This window comes from Microcystis sp. M20BS1 (assembly GCF_020245305.1).
Taxonomy (GTDB): Bacteria; Cyanobacteriota; Cyanobacteriia; order Cyanobacteriales; family Microcystaceae; genus Microcystis; species Microcystis ichthyoblabe_A.
Genome location: NZ_JADBUZ010000105.1, coordinates 1 through 17,522 on the forward strand (window position 1 = coordinate 1; position 17,522 = coordinate 17,522).

21 protein-coding genes and 1 pseudogene are annotated in these 17,522 nt (G+C 39.3%); 17 read left to right on the plus strand and 5 right to left on the minus strand.

From position 1 onward, the window contains the following. The 5 genes from IM507_RS10680 to IM507_RS10700 all read right to left on the minus strand — a co-directional run. Nucleotides 1-456, minus strand: a 456-nt coding sequence (locus IM507_RS10680) for an NB-ARC domain-containing protein (protein WP_287637005.1), incomplete at its 3' end; no start/stop codon positions are given. A 93-nt stretch (nucleotides 457-549) separates the two neighbouring features. Next, nucleotides 550-729 carry a hypothetical protein gene (locus IM507_RS10685; protein WP_259679030.1) on the minus strand — a complete coding sequence of 60 codons (180 nt, stop codon included), beginning with the start codon at nucleotides 727-729 and terminating at the stop codon, nucleotides 550-552. A gap of 72 nt (nucleotides 730-801) precedes the next feature. Then, nucleotides 802-1,005: a hypothetical protein gene (locus IM507_RS10690; protein ID WP_259679031.1), complete on the minus strand. Its 204-nt coding sequence runs from the start codon at nucleotides 1,003-1,005 to the stop codon at nucleotides 802-804. A 44-nt stretch (nucleotides 1,006-1,049) separates the two neighbouring features. Beyond that, nucleotides 1,050-2,855: an aspartate kinase gene (locus IM507_RS10695; protein ID WP_069475262.1), complete on the minus strand. Its 1,806-nt coding sequence runs from the start codon at nucleotides 2,853-2,855 to the stop codon at nucleotides 1,050-1,052. A 386-nt stretch (nucleotides 2,856-3,241) separates the two neighbouring features. Then, complete coding sequence (locus IM507_RS10700) at nucleotides 3,242-4,810, minus strand: bifunctional ADP-dependent NAD(P)H-hydrate dehydratase/NAD(P)H-hydrate epimerase (protein WP_069475263.1); 1,569 nt, start codon at nucleotides 4,808-4,810, stop codon at nucleotides 3,242-3,244. 330 nt (nucleotides 4,811-5,140) lie between these two features. On the opposite strand from IM507_RS10700, the gene IM507_RS10705 reads away from it, so the two are divergent. The 17 genes and pseudogenes from IM507_RS10705 (at nucleotide 5,141) to IM507_RS10780 (ending at nucleotide 17,469) form a co-directional block, all read left to right on the plus strand. Further along, nucleotides 5,141-7,144 carry an N-6 DNA methylase gene (locus IM507_RS10705; protein WP_069475264.1) on the plus strand — a complete coding sequence of 668 codons (2,004 nt, stop codon included), beginning with the start codon at nucleotides 5,141-5,143 and terminating at the stop codon, nucleotides 7,142-7,144. Nucleotides 7,145-7,147: 3 nt separating this feature from the next. Beyond that, nucleotides 7,148-7,474, plus strand: coding sequence for a DUF6883 domain-containing protein (locus tag IM507_RS10710; RefSeq protein ID WP_002749521.1), 327 nt, complete (start codon nucleotides 7,148-7,150; stop codon nucleotides 7,472-7,474). Between the two features lie 3 nt (nucleotides 7,475-7,477). After that, nucleotides 7,478-7,702, plus strand: coding sequence for a DUF4926 domain-containing protein (locus IM507_RS10715; protein ID WP_002735184.1), 225 nt, complete (start codon nucleotides 7,478-7,480; stop codon nucleotides 7,700-7,702). Nucleotides 7,703-8,002: 300 nt separating this feature from the next. Then, nucleotides 8,003-8,307, plus strand: a pseudogene (locus IM507_RS23680) (N-6 DNA methylase); the annotation flags it as partial. A gap of 135 nt (nucleotides 8,308-8,442) precedes the next feature. After that, complete coding sequence (locus IM507_RS10720) at nucleotides 8,443-8,670, plus strand: type II toxin-antitoxin system Phd/YefM family antitoxin (RefSeq protein WP_002742618.1); 228 nt, start codon at nucleotides 8,443-8,445, stop codon at nucleotides 8,668-8,670. A 2-nt stretch (nucleotides 8,671-8,672) separates the two neighbouring features. Further along, nucleotides 8,673-9,059: a type II toxin-antitoxin system VapC family toxin gene (locus tag IM507_RS10725; protein WP_287636979.1), complete on the plus strand. Its 387-nt coding sequence runs from the start codon at nucleotides 8,673-8,675 to the stop codon at nucleotides 9,057-9,059. A gap of 17 nt (nucleotides 9,060-9,076) precedes the next feature. Continuing rightward, nucleotides 9,077-10,378, plus strand: a complete 1,302-nt coding sequence (locus tag IM507_RS10730) for a type ISP restriction/modification enzyme (protein ID WP_069475265.1) — start codon at nucleotides 9,077-9,079, stop codon at nucleotides 10,376-10,378. Nucleotides 10,379-10,394: 16 nt separating this feature from the next. After that, the gene (locus IM507_RS10735; protein ID WP_002736884.1) at nucleotides 10,395-10,673 is read left to right on the plus strand and encodes a hypothetical protein; all 279 of its coding nucleotides are present in this window, start codon (nucleotides 10,395-10,397) and stop codon (nucleotides 10,671-10,673) included. Between the two features lie 2 nt (nucleotides 10,674-10,675). Beyond that, nucleotides 10,676-11,086, plus strand: a complete 411-nt coding sequence (locus IM507_RS10740; protein ID WP_002737382.1) for a type II toxin-antitoxin system VapC family toxin — start codon at nucleotides 10,676-10,678, stop codon at nucleotides 11,084-11,086. A 12-nt stretch (nucleotides 11,087-11,098) separates the two neighbouring features. After that, on the plus strand, nucleotides 11,099-11,296 hold the full coding sequence (locus IM507_RS10745; RefSeq protein ID WP_002735268.1) for a hypothetical protein: 198 nt from the start codon (nucleotides 11,099-11,101) through the stop codon (nucleotides 11,294-11,296). Nucleotides 11,297-11,371: 75 nt separating this feature from the next. After that, nucleotides 11,372-11,674, plus strand: a complete 303-nt coding sequence (locus tag IM507_RS10750) for a DUF433 domain-containing protein (protein WP_002736907.1) — start codon at nucleotides 11,372-11,374, stop codon at nucleotides 11,672-11,674. After that, on the plus strand, nucleotides 11,671-12,042 hold the full coding sequence (locus IM507_RS10755) for a DUF5615 family PIN-like protein (protein ID WP_002775970.1): 372 nt from the start codon (nucleotides 11,671-11,673) through the stop codon (nucleotides 12,040-12,042). The genes IM507_RS10750 and IM507_RS10755 overlap by 4 nt, the downstream gene beginning before the upstream one ends. Then, complete coding sequence (locus IM507_RS10760; RefSeq protein WP_002792387.1) at nucleotides 12,039-12,287, plus strand: type ISP restriction/modification enzyme; 249 nt, start codon at nucleotides 12,039-12,041, stop codon at nucleotides 12,285-12,287. Before IM507_RS10755 ends, IM507_RS10760 begins: the two co-directional genes overlap by 4 nt. A 25-nt stretch (nucleotides 12,288-12,312) precedes the next feature. Next, nucleotides 12,313-12,561, plus strand: a complete 249-nt coding sequence (locus tag IM507_RS10765; protein WP_002737385.1) for a hypothetical protein — start codon at nucleotides 12,313-12,315, stop codon at nucleotides 12,559-12,561. After that, complete coding sequence (locus IM507_RS10770; RefSeq protein WP_069475266.1) at nucleotides 12,554-12,964, plus strand: type II toxin-antitoxin system VapC family toxin; 411 nt, start codon at nucleotides 12,554-12,556, stop codon at nucleotides 12,962-12,964. Before IM507_RS10765 ends, IM507_RS10770 begins: the two co-directional genes overlap by 8 nt. A 140-nt stretch (nucleotides 12,965-13,104) precedes the next feature. After that, complete coding sequence (locus tag IM507_RS10775; protein WP_242028700.1) at nucleotides 13,105-13,215, plus strand: hypothetical protein; 111 nt, start codon at nucleotides 13,105-13,107, stop codon at nucleotides 13,213-13,215. Nucleotides 13,216-13,233: 18 nt separating this feature from the next. After that, the gene (locus IM507_RS10780) at nucleotides 13,234-17,469 is read left to right on the plus strand and encodes a helicase-related protein (protein WP_287636980.1); all 4,236 of its coding nucleotides are present in this window, start codon (nucleotides 13,234-13,236) and stop codon (nucleotides 17,467-17,469) included. Nucleotides 17,470-17,522: the final 53 nt, after the last annotated feature.

Below are 17,522 nucleotides of genomic sequence, written 5' to 3' on the forward strand. Positions count from 1 at the left end.
AAGTGCATCTTTTTCTTTTAATACTTCTACCCGAAAAGTCGCAATTGTCGCTGATAAATATTCCTTGCGAGTGGTAATTAAAACCTGAAAGCGTTTGTCTTCTTGCGGTGGTAAATAATCCCTAATTTGCTGATAATCCCGCACATCATCAAAGATAATTAGGACATTTCCCGCTAACCAGTTTTGCCAACAATAACGAATTTTTACGTCTAATTCTCCCTCATCCGGTAAAGTTAATTTGAGATGTACCCGCGCAAAATCTAAAATAGAAGTACCGATAAAACCGCCGTCACTCTCTGCCACATTTAACCAACATATACCCCCGGGATAGGCTTTTTCTCGCCATTCTTGCCAGCCAAACTGTCTGGCTAGTTCGGTTTTACCTATGCCTCCCATTCCCGTTAAGGTAGATATAGCAAGCTTTTGGGATTGTTGTAATTGCTTTTTTAAGTCAATTAATTCCTGATCCCTACCAACAAATTTAGGGATATTACTATTAGATAAATTGTGAGGATGTTGTTTAACCTGTTCCTTAACAGGCGGCTGCAGTCAGGTTTTATTGATGTTTATATTTTCTGCTTGATAAACTTCACTAACCTGACCCTGATTCTGTAAATTTTGACCTCCAGAATTAGCCTGGTTCATACTACTACTATCCTGAATTTTCAAGGATTGAATTTCTGTTGCTAAACCCTTGACTTTTTCGGCGAAATCTGCTTCATCATTCATGGCAACCTTTAAATAATCTGCTACTTTTTCTAGATCAGTTTTTGACCCTTTTTCAGCAGCTTGTAAAGCTTTTTAAGCATTAGGATTAGCTTTAAGTTTATTCCAGATGATTTGCCGCAAAGTATTAATTTTTTCTAGAGCAGCTTCGGTAAATTTTTCTACAGTAGTCTGAAATACCAAAGCAACAATTGTCGCCACTGTTATCGGTTCCATAGATAAAATCGGGGTGATGAGGGTTAACTTATTTATCGGGTTTTTGGGGGTATAAGTTGCCAACAATTAAACAACTCTTACCCCCATCATAGAACTTGTAATTTCATTTAGGCGGGTACTTCAATTTTACCCTGTCCAGCTAATCCAAAAGCGGCGTGAACCACTTGTAGGGCCCTGACTCCATCTTCCTGATTCACCACACAACTGATTTTTATATCAGAAGTAGCAATCATCAAAATATTAATTTTCTCCTTTGCTAAAGCTTCAAAAAAGCGTGCTGCTACCCCCGGTTGTCCTTCCATTCCCGAACCAACAATGCTCACTTTGGCCACATCATTATTAACCACCACTTCCTGTAAACCCAAACTTTCCGATAGTTCTAAGAGGATTTTTTGGGCTAAATTAGCATCAGCTTGGGGTAAAGTAAAAGCGATATCCCGTCGGGGAATACCATCGACAATGCGACAGCGTTGGGATTGAATAATCATATCAACACTGACATTTTTTGCCGCTAAAACCGAGAAAATTCTCGCCGCCATCCCGGGGCGATCGGGGACGTTACGAATGGCCATTTGGGCCTGATTATTATCTAGGGCCACTCCCCGTACTGGGACTAAATTTTTAGGGATTTCGCAATGAGCAACTTTAGCAGAATACTCCACTTGAAAAGCATCACAAAGGACTTTAATTGCTTTTTCTCCGTCCGCTTCATCGATGACACAACTGACTTTTACTTCAGAAGTGGAGATCATTTCGATATTAATTGCCGCTGCGGCCAAAGTGCTAAATATTTGGGCAGCAATTCCCGGCCGGCCGATCATACCGGCGCCGGTAATGGCGATTTTAGCGGCCCCGGATTCGATGATCACTTCCGCTTCCTCTGTATTAGTGGGATGGGAACGTAAAACTGGTGCGATCGCTTCGGCCACGGATTGGGCTTTTTTCAAGGCATTTCCCATCACCGTAAAGGCGATATCGTTGCTGTCACCCTCGTGAATCGATTGAATAATTAAATCCACGTCCACCTGTTGATGGGCAATTTCCCCGAATAAACGGGCAGCGATACCGGGACGATCCGGAACCCTTAAAAGGGCGATTTTCGCCTGATTACCCTCAAATTCCACCGCATCCACTGCTTTTGTCAATTCCAATCCTTGCAGGGTGCGCGGTTTCGGTGCCGGGGATGTCACCCAAGTACCCGGATCCTCTGTCCAACTGGAGCGGACAACCAAGGGAACCCCGAAGTTTTTAGCGATTTCCACCGCTCGCGGGTGGAGAACTTTCGCCCCTAAACTGGCTAATTCGAGCATCTCATCGCAGGTGATTTGGTCTAAAAGACGCGCTTCGGGGACTAAACGGGGGTCAGTGGTGAGAATACCGGGTACATCGGTGTAAATTTCGCAAAAATCGGCTTTTAAGGCGGCTGCTAGGGCCACGGCCGAGGTATCGGAACCACCGCGCCCTAGGGTGGTAATCTCTAATTGATCGCTATCGCTAACACCTTGAAAACCGGCGACCACAACTACTTTACCCTCCGATAGATGACGGGAAAGGCGATCGGTTTTAATTTCTAAAATACGGGCCCGACTATGTTCGGATTCCGTGACAATTCCCACTTGAGCGCCGGTTAGGGAGATGGCCGGTTGTCCGATTTCCTCTAGGGCCATACTCATCAAGGCGATCGTTACCTGTTCCCCCGTGGATAATAACATATCCATCTCCCGGCGCGAGGGTTCGGCGGCGATTTGTTTGGCTAAATTGACCAATCCATCGGTGGTTTTACCCATGGCAGAAACGACCACCACCACGGTGTTTCCTGCTATTACCGTATTTTTGACCCGTTGAGCGACCGATTGAATGCGTTCCACGGAACCTACCGATGTACCACCGTATTTTTGGACAATTACAGCCATAGTTGTCAGCGCTAGAGACTTTCTATCTTTGTTCAATCTCCAACTTATCAAAATTCCTTAACGATAAGTGGTTTTGGTTAACATTCCTTATGTTTTATCAAATGCCGACTATCTGAATTAATCTTTAAGGAGGCAGTCCGAGCATTTGTACTAAAATGTCAATACTCAGTTTAAATACAGTACATTTATGCTATTAATAATATTTTGGCTCTCTTAGGTTTGGTGGGTATTATGTATTCTAAGATATAGTCCTGCTGGCGAGTGAATGGAACGAACCACAAAGACACAGAGGACACGAAGATTGATCGCTACTTATTTCTGCGTTTATTGCGTTTATTAGGTGGGTATTATGAAAGATATTTTAATGTTAGATACAGTAATAATTATCAATTCTGATCCCCCCGCCTATCGGCACCCCCCTTATCAAGGGGGGCAGGGGGGATCGAATCTTTAAGAGCAGCAAATAAATAATTAGCTAAAGTTACTCCATCTACTCCTAATTCTGTCCTTTCTTTGGCTGCTAAAATGCCAGCTTGAGCGTGTAAATAAGCCGCTAATGCGGTTGCTTCCGGGGCATTATCCGGCATTTGGGTCAAGAATCCGCCGATTAGTCCTGTTAGGACATCACCGCTACCACCTCGCGCTAGAGCGGAGGTACTTTCGGGGATTATATACATTTTCCCTTCCGGGGAGGCGATTATAGTTCTGGCTCCTTTTAATAAAACAATTGCACCACTTTGTTGAGATGCTTCTTGAGTGATATTAATCCTATCTTGAGAACCTGATAAGTTAGGAAATAAGCGTTTAAATTCTCCCCAATGAGGCGTTAAAATTGTCTTATTCTGGCGAGATGATAATTTTTCTATACCGAATTGAGCCAAAATATTTAAAGCATCGGCATCGAGTATAATCGGTTTATCACTATCTAAAACCTGTTCGATAATAGCAGGATTTTCTGTGGTTAATCCAGGACCACAGGCGAGGACATGATAATTATTTAATTCTAGGGGAAGTTCGGCAATAGCTCCCGTGGCAGTTTCGGGACAATCGATAATTAATGCTTCTGGTAAATGACTAATTAATAAAGATTTAAGGGCAGCAGGAACGGCAATAGAAAGCATTCCCACACCACTACCTCGCGCTCCTAATCCGGTGAGAATTGCCCCCCCCGCATAACGACGAGAACCACAGATAATTAATAAATGTCCCTGCTGATATTTATGGGTAAGGAGAGGACGGGGTAAGGGTAAATAAGGGCGAATTAGATCGGGATTAACCCTTAGAATTGGCTGTGAATCTTGTAAAATTGTTTCTAGGTCAAGGGGACTAATTCCGATATCAATTAACTCCACTTTACCCAGATAGGGTAGGGCTAAATCCTGGAAAAAAGCTCGCTTCCAGAGTCCCAAACAAAAGGTATGAGTGGCTTTAATTGCCGTGCCTAAAACCTCTCCGGTGTCGGTGTGAATTCCCGAAGCAATATCGATACTAATTACCGGTTTTTGCCAACTATTAATTTTATCGACTAATTCGGCAATCTCTCCCGATAAAGTCCTTTCTAAACCAAAACCGAAAAGACCATCGATAATTAACTGACAATCCTCTAAAGATTCTAAAGTTTTCTGAAAAATTAAGCCTAAATGCTTGACATAATTAGCCTGTTGTGCTGTTAAATCCTTGAGTTTGGCGATCGGACAAAAAAGAGATACTTGATAACCAGCGAGATGTAATTCTCTAGCAATCACGAGAGCGTCGCCGCCATTGTGACCAGGGCCAACGATAACGCCGATTTTGGGGAAATTAGCCAAAGAATAGGACTTTTTAAGCTGTTGTGCCGTTAACAGGGCTGCCTTTTCCATCAAAGCGGCCACAGGCATACCGGAGGCAAAAATTGCCCCTTCAATGCGACGCATCTGCTCGCTATTAACCACGTTTAACCGATAATTGTAGCTCATTGCAGGGATAAATTGCCTGTTAACAGGTCTAGATAACTTTTTTGCCGAAAAACTGCCAATTAGCCCGCATTTTCACCAGCTAAAGGCTGGGTTGGGTGATAATAGCCAGATCATTCTGTCTAGTTTCCGCTTGACGGTGAGCAGTGGATATATTAATTAAGTAGGTAGGCGTTAAAAACTATCAGATGCCCCCCTTATTAAGGGGGGATTAAGGGGGGATCGGCACCCCCCTTATTAAGGGGGGATTAAGGGGGGATCGAACCTAAAATCCATTTTTAATTTAATTATAACCAGCTACTTAATATTATCATTTTATAGGATAATTGTCTTATGCCTATCACTGCCGCCCAACTAAAAACTATTGTTACTGGCGATGAGTCCGCTAGAGCCGAATCTCTGCGAACGATCCTTAACTATCCCGTACTAGAAAGGGACTCCCAAGGGTCAAGGTTTTGGTATTTGCGTCCGGGGGGCAACCCAGAAGATGCCGCAGAAACTTGTCCTATTGCTGTTGGTTTTTATCAGGAATTAAATCGAGGAACAGACCAAGAAATTAAGCAGTTTCTCACTTCAGAGCCACAGCAACAGGAAATCTATGGTCACTATATTGGCAGAATTGCTGAGGATCAACCTGTCATGTATTTACTTTTCCCATTTTCCCCTTTTGAAGAGGAGTTAGGGGGAATTAAAAATCAAGCTAGAGTAGCTTTTATCTTACCCACTGAGGGGGGATTACGGCAGCGGGGGATTCAAACTTTTGCCTTTGAGGATGAGGATTTAAGGGCGAGGTTAGCACGGTTACATTGGGATGAATTAGCAGATAAAATTCTTGAAAAAGCTCTTAATTTAATCCCGCAAGTTGATTGGATTTTCTATAAACCTGCTGAAACTGCTCAGGAGTTAGCCCACGAATTAGCCGCAGTTACCCAACGCATTGAACGGGCGATACCTGATGTTTATAGTCAGGAAAATCAAGGGGGTTATTTACATAAATTATTAGAGAGTTTTCGGAAAGAGTTATTGCCCAATCTCAAGCTAAATTCTGAGGATCAGAAAGATTATAGTTTTAGTGATATTTACGCTCAAACTATTGCTTATGGTTTGTTTACGGCGCGGGTATTTAGTTATGTCAAGAATCCGAAACGAGATTTTAATCGCTACCATACCTGGCAAGAATTACCAGAAACTAACCCTTTTTTAAGGCAGTTATTTAAAGATGTTTCCCAGCGTCCGGCGGCGGAGTTGGGGGATGAGTTAATTGATAGTATCGGTGAGGCGTTTGGCATCCTCAGAGCGGCAAAAATGGAGGCAATCTTAACGGATTTTCGCAATAAGATGAACCGCGAGGATATTGTTATTCGCTTTTATGAGGACTTTTTAGCGGCTTATAAGCCTCAAATGCGGGAGAAAAGGGGGGTTTATTATACTCCTGAACCTGTGGTGTCTTATATAGTGCGTTCCGTTGATGAGTTGATTAAGGATAAGTTTAATAAACCGTTGGGAATTGCGGACCCAGAGGTGATGATTCTTGACCCTGCTTGTGGGACGGGGACGTTTTTATTATGGGTATTTCAGTTGATTCATAAGCGGTTTGAGGAGAATCCGGTCGCGTTGACGGCAGGGTTAGCAGATAAGTCTTGGTCGGGGTATGTTTCGGAAAGGTTATTACCTCGGATTTTTGGCTTTGAATTGTTGATGGCTCCCTATGCAATTTGTCATCTAAAGTTGGGGTTATTTCTGGAGGAGACAGGTTATCAGTTTGCGAGTGGCAAGCGGTTAGGGGTTTATCTGATTAATACTTTAGAGGATATTAAGTTAAGGGAAGAAAAGCAGCAGTTAACTTTAGCTTTCCCCCAAATGGAGGAGTTAATAGCAGAGGAAGCAAAAGCAGGTTCTCGGATTAAGAAAAATGAACCGATTATGGTTGTTATTGGCAATCCTCCCTATTCTGGTCATTCGGAAAATAATAATGAGTGGATCAAAAATTTAGTTAATGATTATTACTTTATTGATGGCAAGGGTTTAGGTGAGAAAAATACGAAATGGTTACAGGATGATTATGTTAAATTTATCAGGTTTGCACAGTGGCGAATTGATAAAAGTCAAAAGGGAATTTTAGCTTTTATTAATAATCATGGTTTTTTAGATAATCCTACTTTTCGAGGCATGAGACAACAGTTAATTAATACTTTTGATGAGATTTTTATTTATGATTTACATGGTAACAGTAAGAAAAAAGAAACCGCTTTAGACGGTAGTAAAGATGAAAATGTTTTTGATATTCAGCAGGGGGTTAGTATTGGTATAATGGTAAAAAGCATGGATGTAAGTTAACTCATGGCTTTGCTTGATCCTAAGACGGTTATTTCTCCAGCTAAATTGAAAGATTATCTTTTAGTGTTATTGCCTAAAGATGATAAATCACAATATTTAGCTCAAGCTGGTTATAATCAAGATAATTGGGTACAATTAGAAAAAGATTTAAGAGAGCAAATCCTTACTTTAGAAGCAACTCCTACCACTAAAACTAAATATGGTCAAAAATATGAAATTATTGGTAATTTAAGAGGAGTTAATAATAAGATTCTCTCAGTCAAAACCATTTGGATGGTTACACCTACTGAAACAAAATTTGTTACTTTATTTCCGTTTGAAGGAGGTTAGAGCATGAAATTTAGTTTATTTACCCAAGTTCGTTTAATTGAAGATTTACCTGAGTATGGTTTAAGTCAGGGTGATTTGGGTACTATTGTTGAACATTATCCCAATCCTGAAGGAGAAGATGGTTATAGTTTAGAGGGGTTAATTCCTCTAAATACGGTAGAAGTGTCTGAATCTCAAATTGAGTTGGTGTCCATGGGGATAACGAAAAAACAAGCAGTTTCTTTTTAGTGTTATTTTTGTATGACAAGTTCGGTAGAACCCAAATATGTTCTAATATAATGGAGTAAAAATATGAACCTTTTGCTAGAGATGAAGCAAAAGCAACAAGTGATTTAGATTTATTAGTAGAATTTCAAAGAAAAGTTACCTTTGATAAATATATGGAAGTTTTTTTTAGAAGATAATTTGGGTTTGTCTGTAGATTTAGTAACAAAAAAAATGTTAAAAACCCAAGTTATTAACTCTATCAAAGAGGAGGCTATTTATGTCTCGTAGTTTAAAGCTATATTGTGATGATATCTTAATTAGCGGTTGGGGGTTTATTTAATTAACACTCTAGAGGATATTAAGTTAAGGGAAGAAAAGCAGCAGTTAACTTTAGCTTTACCCCAAATGGAGGAGTTAATAATAATCATGGCTTTTTAGATAATCCTACTTTTCGAGGCACGAAACAAAAGTTAATTAATACTTTTGATGAGATTTTTATTTATGATTTACATGGTAACAGTAAGAAAAAAGAAATTTGTCCTGATGGTAGTAAAGATGAAAATGTCTTTGATATTCAGCAGGGGGTTAGTATTGGTATAATGGTAAAAAGCTTAATGACACCATGAAGCTACCGAACCCTGAAGGAGCTATACTAGGAGATAAGCTAGAATGTTATTGTTTGAATTTTCAGCATAGCGTAGGCAAGTATAAAGCCTTTCGGTTAAACTAATGTTTGTATTGTTTATCAGTGGGGTACACTAATGAATACAGTTGAATTAAAACAAGCAAAAAATCAATTTAATGATTTATTGGAAGCTGTCCTGAAAGGTGAAGAAATTATTATTACAGAAAATAATCAACCTGTAATTAAATTAAGTCCTGTCAAGTTAGCCAAGAAACCACCGCGTCAACCCGGAAGTGCTGCGGGAAAAGTTTGGATAGCCGATGATTTTGATGCTCCTTTAACTGATTTTGCAGATTATATGTAATTATGCTCAAAGTTTTAATAGATACTCATGTATTTCTTTGGTATGTCACTAATAATAAACAATTGCGAGATAACCATAAAATTATGATTAATGAAAGAGAAAATCTGGTTTATCTTAGTCAAGCTAGTATTTGGGAAATAGCTATCAAATATAGTCTAAGAAAATTAACTTTTGATACACCTTTTCGAGAATTTATTGAGTCACAAATTCAGATAAATGATTTTCAGATTTTGCCTCTTAATTTACTACATTTTGAACAAGTAGCTCAATTACCTTTTCAGCATCAAGATCCTTTTGACCGGATGATTATTGCTCAAGCAATAGCCGAAAATGTTCCTGTTATTAGTTATGATCAGGTATTTGATTGTTATATAGTTAAACGTTTATAAAAAGAGGAGGTTTAATCATGGCTAAAATCTATCACGCTCATTTATACGGTTTAAGAGAAGATAAATATCAAATATTAAAAGAAAATACGGTTAACTCTACTAATTTTCATGAGGTTAACCCTCAATCTCCTTTTTATTTGTTGATTCCTCAAGATACTGATTTATTTGGTGAATATGAACAAGGATTTAAACTAACAGAGTTTATGAACGAATATTCTTTGGGATGTCTTACCAAAAGAGATAAATTAGTAATTAATTACTCTATTAATTCAGTAAAAAAACAAATCGCCAGTTTTCTTGATCCAGAGAAAACGGACAATCAGTCTGCACAAGAATTTAATTTAAGACTTGTTGATAACGATATGTGGAACACAAATATGGCAAGAAAATCTGTAGATGTTAATCAAATAGTTAAATATATTAAATCCGAGTGTTTTAGACCGTTTGATAATAGATTTATTTTTTATCACGAAAAGTTTGTTGCTCGTTTAAATCGTCGTATTATGCAACATTTAGATCAGAAAAAGAATATAGCATTAGTAACTGTTCGTCAGTTAGCTTCATTACCATTTGAGCATATATATGTAACTGATAATCTTACCGATCAACATATTATCTCTGTTAGAACAAAAGAAGGGGGGGTAATTTTTCCCCTCTACCTCTACCCAGACTCCGATAAAGCTCAAGAACTCCAACAAGAAAAACGTCCCAACTTCTCCCCAGACTTTCTCAAAACCCTAGAAACAAAACTCGGTTACTTACCTACACCAGAAACAATCTTTTACTACATCTACGCCGTCTTTCATTCTCCCACCTATCGCAGCCGTTACGCCGAATTTCTCAAGATAGACTTTCCCAGAGTACCCCTCACCAGCAACGATAACCTATTCCGTCAACTCGCAGAATACGGAGAACAACTGGTACAGCTTCACCTGATGACATCTCCTAAACTTGATCCTCCCTTAGCCCCCTCTTCAAAAAGGGGGGGAGTGGAAGCCCCCCTTATTAAGGGGGGTTGGGGGGATCTATCTTTTGTGAGTAAAAGCGATAGAATTGTAGCGGCAGGACATCCCAAATATAGCAAAGGAGAAGTCCACATTAACAAACAAGGAGACTGTTTTAGAGGAGTACCTGAAGCAGTTTGGAACTTCTATATTGGCGGTTATCAAGTTTGTCAGAAATGGTTAAAAGACAGAAAAGGACGCACCCTATCAGATGAGGATATACTGCACTATCATAAGATAGTAGTAGCCCTAGCCGAAACCATCAAATTAATGCAGTTAATCGATGCTGCGATTCCGGGTTTTCCTATTGAGTAATTAAGGAAAAATTATCATGAATAATATCGAAATTAAGCAAAAAATAAACGAAAAACTTGACCTACTAAACACAGAAGAATTAACTCTGATCGACAATTTATTAAATCAGATTACCTCTTTTATCACAACAAAAAAAACTCTGAATATTCCAGCAAAAGATGGTTTAGACAATGAGGATCCTTTAGCAGACTTAAGAAATAGTGATTTTATTGGTTGTTTTGCTGATGAACCAGATTTAGCGGCAAAATCAGAGGAAATCGCCCAAGGTATTTTGTCCAGAAAAGATATTGGGTAATTATGATTATTGCTGATACAGGTTTTTTTGTTGCTTTAGGGAATAAAAACGATAATTTTCATGCCAAAGCCAAACAAAAACTTGTCACATTAAAAGAGCCATTAATTACCACTTATCCAGTGGTGGTAGAAACCAGTTATCTTCTTTGGGAAAGATGCGGAAATGATGCTCAATTCAAATTTATACGTCAATTAACTCAAGGGAGTATTAAAATTTTTCATCTAGAAAATATTCATTTAGAACGAATGCTAGAATTAATGATAAAATATTTGAATTTGCCAATGGACTTAGCTGATGCTTCTTTAGTAGTATTAGCTGAAACAATTCAAGAGAACAGAATATTAACCACAGATAGGCGAGATTTTACTGTTTATCGTTGGCTAAATAATCAAACATTTGAACTTTTACTTTAAGAAGAGATGAAAATGACAGCGATTGAATTACAAAGAAAGGGATTTAAGGCTTTAGTTGATGCTTTAGGTATTGTGGATGCTATGCGCTTTATTCATCAATATGATAGCGGTAGTGGTGATTATACCAAAGAGTGCCATCAGTGGTTAGATCAGTTAACAATTGATGATTTCCATAATTATGTTCGACAAAAACGCCAAAGCCAAAAATAAATAAAACCGCTAGGGACGCACCCTATCAGATGAGAACATACTGCACTATCATAAGATAAAGGAGATGATTAGATTATGACTGCTACTGTTATCGATATTGGAACTTTAATTATTAGTAGCCCTGAAACTTGTGGTAATCGGCCTCGCATTGCCGGGACGCGAATCACAGTTGGGCGTATTGCAACGCTATGGAAACAAGGACTTAATGCTGAAGCGATTCAAAATGAATATCCCCATATAGAACTGGCAAAAATTTATGCCGCTTTAGCTTATTATCATGCTAATCGAGAAGAAATTGAACAACTTTTGGCTCAAGACCAGACAGATTATCAGCGATATAGTCAACTTTATTCACAGTCGCCAGGTTCTCATTCATGACCCAACTGAGGCTATATCTGGATGAAGATATGATGTCACACTCGTTAGTTCAAGCTTTAGCTAATCGAGGTGTCGATGTAACGACTGTCTTAACAGAGGGTCGAGAGGGTTTGAGTGATGAGGAACAATTAAAATGGGCAGCGTCTCAAAACCGTGTTATTTGCACAGCCAATGTTGCTGATTTTGTGCAATTACATATTCAATTCATTGAGACTAACGAAACTCATAGGGGAATTTTGATTATTCCTCAACAGCAGTACTCAATTAGTCAATGCTTGCGGGGTTTAATGACATTCATCTCTGCTTATAAGCCTGAGTCCGTAACCAACCAAATTTACTTTTTAAGTAGTTTCTTGATATCCCCATGACCCAAATCTACCACAGACACCTCTACTGCACCCGCGACAGCAATTATGACTGGTTACTGCATCATGTTCACTACTACTATATTGGCGGTTATCAAGTCTGTCAGAAATGGTTAAAAGACCGCCAGGGACGCACCTTGTCAGATGAGGACATATTGCACTATCATAAGATAGTGGTCGCCCTAGCCGAAACCATCAAATTAATGCAGTTAATCGATGCTGCGATTCCGGGTTTTCCTATTGAGTAAATTTAGATTGATAAAGGATAAAAAAATGACAAAACAATTAACCGTTATTTTTGATGGTAAAGTCTTTCATCCTGAGACAGATATAGACTTAAAATCTAATACCCGTTACCTTATTTCCATCGTCTCAGAAGCAGAAATACCAGAAAAACCTTCAGGAGATGCTTGGGACATTTTAGAAGATATGGCTGGAACTATTGAAGCCCCAGAAGACTGGTCAAAAGAACATGATCATTACCTTTATGGAACACCGAAACGAGAGGTAAATGATGAGTAAAGAAAGACTGTTTATCGACACAGCATTTATTCAAGCAGTTCTGAATAAGCAAGACCAATATCATGCCCAAGCCTTAAAATTATTACCTAAGGTTAAAAATGCCTTAGAAGTTTGGACTACTGAGGCAGTTTTAATGGAAGTAGGGAATGCTTTAAGTACATTTAATCGTCAAAAAGCTACTAATTTTATCAAACAATGTTACCATACACAAAACATGAGAGTTGTCAATATTAGTCCTCAACTTTTTCATCAAGGATTGACTCTTTATGAATCTCGATTAGATAAAAACTGGGGATTAGTTGATTGTATTTCTTTTGTTGTTATGGAGCAACAACATTTAACCGATGCTCTAACGACTGATCGTCATTTTATCCAAGCAGGGTTCCAAGTTTTATTAGTTTAGTAAACCTTTAATAATATTTCACATACCGAGGGAGATAAGGAGACATATCGATAATTTATTAAATCAGATTACCTCTTTTCTCATATCTTGGCGGTTATCAAGTTTGTCAGAAATGGTTAAAAGACAGAAAAGGACGCACCTTGTCAGACGAGGATATACTGCACTATCATAAGATAGTAGTAGCCCTAGCAGAAACCATCAAATTAATGCAGTTAATCGATGCTGCTATACCTAGTTTTTCCATCAAGTAAATATAGTCAGCAAGATTTATGCTCGAAACCGTAATCCAAGACTTGATAAAACAACAACGCCCCTACTACCACCCTCAAGGGGATTACATCAAAGGAATTAATAATAACTATTGGCTGATTTTTAAACATCGAGATGCAGAGAACCTTTTACAAAATATAGTGAGTTTTTTGGGATTAAAAAAACATTCTACCTATAAGCTATTTCGGATAGATATTAATATAGCCCATATCTTTGAATATACCCCCAAACGAGAGGGGAATATCCCCAGCATTGCCTTGCTACGCACCAGTAAATTAACCATTATTGAACAATTCTTAAACCTCGAAAATGCCAGCAAAGAAGAAAGCTTAATTCGTGGAACATTTATCGAAATAGAACATAAAAAAAGACGTAGATTTAATTTACCCGAACAGCTAGACAAATACAATCAATTTATTGCTGCCTATTTAGAACGTACTAAAATCTATAGAAGAAGTACCGCCTACTTTAATAGTGGAGTTCTCAAACTTTATGAAGAACCTCTTTTTAATTTAGTCTTAAATGAAGGTCAGATTAAACTCTTAATGGACTGGCAAGGCTTCACCAATAAACGAGATGTTCAAGAATTAGAAAAACTCCACAACCCCGAATATCGTCAACAATATATTACCCGAACTTTAACCGAATGTTTACAAGGACTAGCTGATAAAACCTTTAGCAGTACCACTATTCTAGCGGAATTAGTTAGGTTGGGAATCCTTACCATCAAACTTGTTAAAATGCAAGAAACTAGAGGTATTTATCATAAAAAAACAGGGATTTTAACCGATAGTTTAGGTAACTCTATTTTACATGAAGGCTCAGATAACTTCACTGGTGCTGCTCATAGTAGTAACGCCGAGAGTATCACCTTTTTATATTACTCAGACTCCTTAGATTTAGAGACAATTCAACAGTCAATAATCGAATTTGACCAAGAATGGCAAGAGCCAGAATTAAGCTTTGATTTAACTCAAGAATTTTTGCAACAAGTCTTAGCAGAAAAACAGCGCCGACAACAACAAATTCAACCTCAAATAGAGACAATTAGTCCTCAAGAATTTCCCGCAGGCGCAACTACAAATATTAAAATTAAGGGTAAAAACCTAGACAAAATTGAAGAAATTGAGATTCCCGATAATCCCTTAATCGCAGTAGAAATAGAGGAAAAACAACCCCATCTCCTAACAGGAACTGTCACCGTTGATCCCGAACATCCCTCCACTTCTTTAAAAACTTTTAGAGTCAAAGAGAAACAGGGAACTTATCAGATTACGCCAAATCAAGCCCCAACTATTAAACAAGAAATAACCTTACCTGAATGGGAAGAAATAGCCGGATTTAAACAAGCGATTGAACTAATCCTACAGGGAAAACAGGGAACCCCCGATGATTTTCTCTACTGGTTAGCCCAACAACGCCCCCACCTGCTCAACATTCAATCCAGTAACATTTTAGATCGACTGGTTAATCAAGACATCCTGTTTGAACATCAAAAATCCGGCGCACAACATTGTTTGAGAGTCATGCAGAACTTTGGCGTAGTGGTTTGTGCCGATGCGGTAGGCTTAGGAAAAACCCGCCTTGCGGCTGCGGTAACAAAACTCTACCTAGAAGAAAATCCTCAAACTAAAATTGCCATTATTGCTGCCAAAAAACTCCACCCGAACTGGGAGAGAGAAATGGCAGAATTAGGATTGATCGCCAAGAAACACTACGAACTCTACAATAAAAACCTAATGAGTCGTGGCGGCGATCGCTTTTATGATGAATTTACCCGCCATGGGGGTGCGGCAGATTTAGTCATCATCGATGAAGCTCATGAAGGCATCCGTAACTATAACAACCGCATCCATAAAACCTGCCTGCAAATTAAAGAACACGATCGCCAGATTGAAAGACAAAGATATTACCTGCTCCTGACGGCAACCCCTTGGAACAACCGCCGCGAAGACATCTATAACATCCTTTCTCCCTTTCTCACCCGTCCCGAAGGCTTCCAAGAATTAGGCTTTCCCCCCGAAGTCAAAGAATGGTTTGCCAGCCGAGAAATAGGAATAGAAAACTTTACCGATACCACCAATATTTTCCGGCGCACCTATCGAGAACTCTTCTTACAGCGTACCCGCAAGATGTTGAGAGAAGCCACCCCAGACTTACAACTCTATGCCCAACGCCTTGCCCAATGGCTGCCCGTCCAATTTGAACCAGAAACCGAACAAGCATTAGAACGGATCTTCAGTCAGTTTGAAGATAATCTGTTTATTCCCTTTGCCGACCCGATCCGTTACTTAACCAGCACAGTGGAACAGCGTTCTTTACTGAAAAACCAGCGCCGGATGTTTTTACAACGGGCAGAGTCTAGTATGTATGCTCTACGACGAACCATTAAAAACTTTAGCGATCGCATTTCCTTACTCAAACAGCAACTCGAACAAGTCACCCCGGATGCCGAAGGGTTAAAACAATTTCTCTTACAACATTACAAATTTCAAGCTGAAAAAACAGGAAGAGAAACCGACTGGTTGGGGATAGAAGAAAATGGGGATGAGGATTATTGGGAAGACGAAGAAGATGAAGAAGAAACTGACAGCAACAAAGGGGAAAAACGTCAACAGTTACGCCGCTCTATTGACCTAGCCACCGATAAACTGAAAAATAATCCCCTAGAAGCTAAAAATATCTATAACCGCATTCTCGCTGACTGTCATAGTGATTTAGAGCAACTACAGCAGATTTCAGTCCTCTTAGCCAATGAATTTGTCACCGACCACAAACGACAGCAAGTTAGCCGGAAAGTCATGGAATTAGTTGCTGATGGTCACAAAGTTTTACTAATTTCTACTTTCTCCGATACCGTCATTGATTACTACCGCTACATGAGCCAAAATCAGGTCATTGCCTCCAAAGGAATTGGCATGGCAATGGGCAGTCACAAACTTTACTACATCGATGAAAAATCGGTTAAGATTGCGCCAAACAACGCCCTCAAAGGAAACAACCAGCAAACCGGACTCCAGCGCCAACAATTATTCCGTTTATTTGCCCCCGAAGCCACTTGTAAAAACCCGAACGAACGCCCTTTACTAGAACAGGAAATAGCCGTCCTCATCGGTTCAGAAACCCTCTCCGTCGGTCAAAACCTGCAAGATGCCGACTATCTAATTAACATTGACCTCCCCTGGAATCCCATGGTCTTGGAACAGCGCATCGGCAGAATTGATCGCCCCAAATCCCATCCTTGCCAATATATTTACATCTATTACGCCAACAGTGAAAGTCAACTACTCAGACAAGCGGGCCGACTAGCTAACCTGAATAAGAAACTAATTGGGGAACTAGCCAAAGATGACAAAATTCCCCATATCAGTAATGTAGAGGAGTTGGGCGCTTCCGTTTATGGCGATACCTACTTTGACGATCAAATTCTCCCCGGTTATATTGACTTCATCCACAGTCTAATTAAAGCCCGACAACTCGAACAAGAAAGTTTTCAAGAACAAACCTATCAAAAACAAGAAACTAGCCGCAACCTCTACAGTCAAAACGAGCTTTTGCATAGTGAAGAATTGCGGAAGCTCTACGAAAGATTAGGAGAAAAATATCAGCCCAATCCCCTAACTATCGGTCAATTTACCACCTCGGAATTACCCACCAGTGTGGTCGCCTTGACTCTCGATTACTTTGACCCTAATGGTCAACAAATTCCCGAACAAAATCAACTAATTTATTGGAACGATCTAAGCAGAGAAAATGATGGTTTGGGAGTGGCAATCGCCACAGCTTTCAAAACTCCTCAAGCCAGCCAGATTGTCCCCGCGAAACCAATCATTAACCTAGCCCAGCAGCTTTATGAACAACTGGTTCAAGTTAAACAAAAATTAAGCCAAGACCTAGAAGAAACTGCTATTTTAGAAAATATCCAACTCAATTCAGAACGACTAAGTAGGATTCAAAAGCGCATCCAAACTATGTCAGCTTTTCCCGCCAACGTTAACCGAAAAATGGTTAAAAATACCCTAAATAAATTGAGCCAAGCTAAAGGAACAAAGAAAGTGCAAAAACTGCTCAAAGATTACACTGACGGTGAACCAAGCCAACTCGATGATCAAAAATTTATTCTGGGGTTGATTCAGGGTACAGAACAGCTTAATTTACTGACCTTTGATACTGCTAAACCTTCCAGTTTAAAACTTTCTCTTTCAGCCATGTTACTGAGAATTTGGCTCTTCTAGGTTCTGTGTGATAAGTTTAACTTACTATATGATCGATCGATCTTTGTGTCCTT

Excerpts from the sequence above, each read along its gene's own strand:
- IM507_RS10685 (WP_259679030.1), bottom strand. The coding sequence starts at position 729 with ATGAATGATGAAGCAGATTTCGCCGAAAAAGTCAAGGGTTTAGCAACA.
- IM507_RS10695 (WP_069475262.1), bottom strand. The coding sequence starts at position 2,855 with ATGGCTGTAATTGTCCAAAAATACGGTGGTACATCGGTAGGTTCCGTG.
- IM507_RS10700 (WP_069475263.1), bottom strand. The coding sequence starts at position 4,810 with ATGAGCTACAATTATCGGTTAAACGTGGTTAATAGCGAGCAGATGCGT.
- IM507_RS10705 (WP_069475264.1), top strand. The coding sequence starts at position 5,141 with ATGCCTATCACTGCCGCCCAACTAAAAACTATTGTTACTGGCGATGAG.
- IM507_RS10710 (WP_002749521.1), top strand. The coding sequence starts at position 7,148 with ATGGCTTTGCTTGATCCTAAGACGGTTATTTCTCCAGCTAAATTGAAA.
- IM507_RS10715 (WP_002735184.1), top strand. The coding sequence starts at position 7,478 with ATGAAATTTAGTTTATTTACCCAAGTTCGTTTAATTGAAGATTTACCT.
- IM507_RS10720 (WP_002742618.1), top strand. The coding sequence starts at position 8,443 with ATGAATACAGTTGAATTAAAACAAGCAAAAAATCAATTTAATGATTTA.
- IM507_RS10725 (WP_287636979.1), top strand. The coding sequence starts at position 8,673 with ATGCTCAAAGTTTTAATAGATACTCATGTATTTCTTTGGTATGTCACT.
- IM507_RS10730 (WP_069475265.1), top strand. The coding sequence starts at position 9,077 with ATGGCTAAAATCTATCACGCTCATTTATACGGTTTAAGAGAAGATAAA.
- IM507_RS10735 (WP_002736884.1), top strand. The coding sequence starts at position 10,395 with ATGAATAATATCGAAATTAAGCAAAAAATAAACGAAAAACTTGACCTA.
- IM507_RS10740 (WP_002737382.1), top strand. The coding sequence starts at position 10,676 with ATGATTATTGCTGATACAGGTTTTTTTGTTGCTTTAGGGAATAAAAAC.
- IM507_RS10745 (WP_002735268.1), top strand. The coding sequence starts at position 11,099 with ATGACAGCGATTGAATTACAAAGAAAGGGATTTAAGGCTTTAGTTGAT.
- IM507_RS10750 (WP_002736907.1), top strand. The coding sequence starts at position 11,372 with ATGACTGCTACTGTTATCGATATTGGAACTTTAATTATTAGTAGCCCT.
- IM507_RS10755 (WP_002775970.1), top strand. The coding sequence starts at position 11,671 with ATGACCCAACTGAGGCTATATCTGGATGAAGATATGATGTCACACTCG.
- IM507_RS10760 (WP_002792387.1), top strand. The coding sequence starts at position 12,039 with ATGACCCAAATCTACCACAGACACCTCTACTGCACCCGCGACAGCAAT.
- IM507_RS10765 (WP_002737385.1), top strand. The coding sequence starts at position 12,313 with ATGACAAAACAATTAACCGTTATTTTTGATGGTAAAGTCTTTCATCCT.
- IM507_RS10770 (WP_069475266.1), top strand. The coding sequence starts at position 12,554 with ATGAGTAAAGAAAGACTGTTTATCGACACAGCATTTATTCAAGCAGTT.
- IM507_RS10780 (WP_287636980.1), top strand. The coding sequence starts at position 13,234 with ATGCTCGAAACCGTAATCCAAGACTTGATAAAACAACAACGCCCCTAC.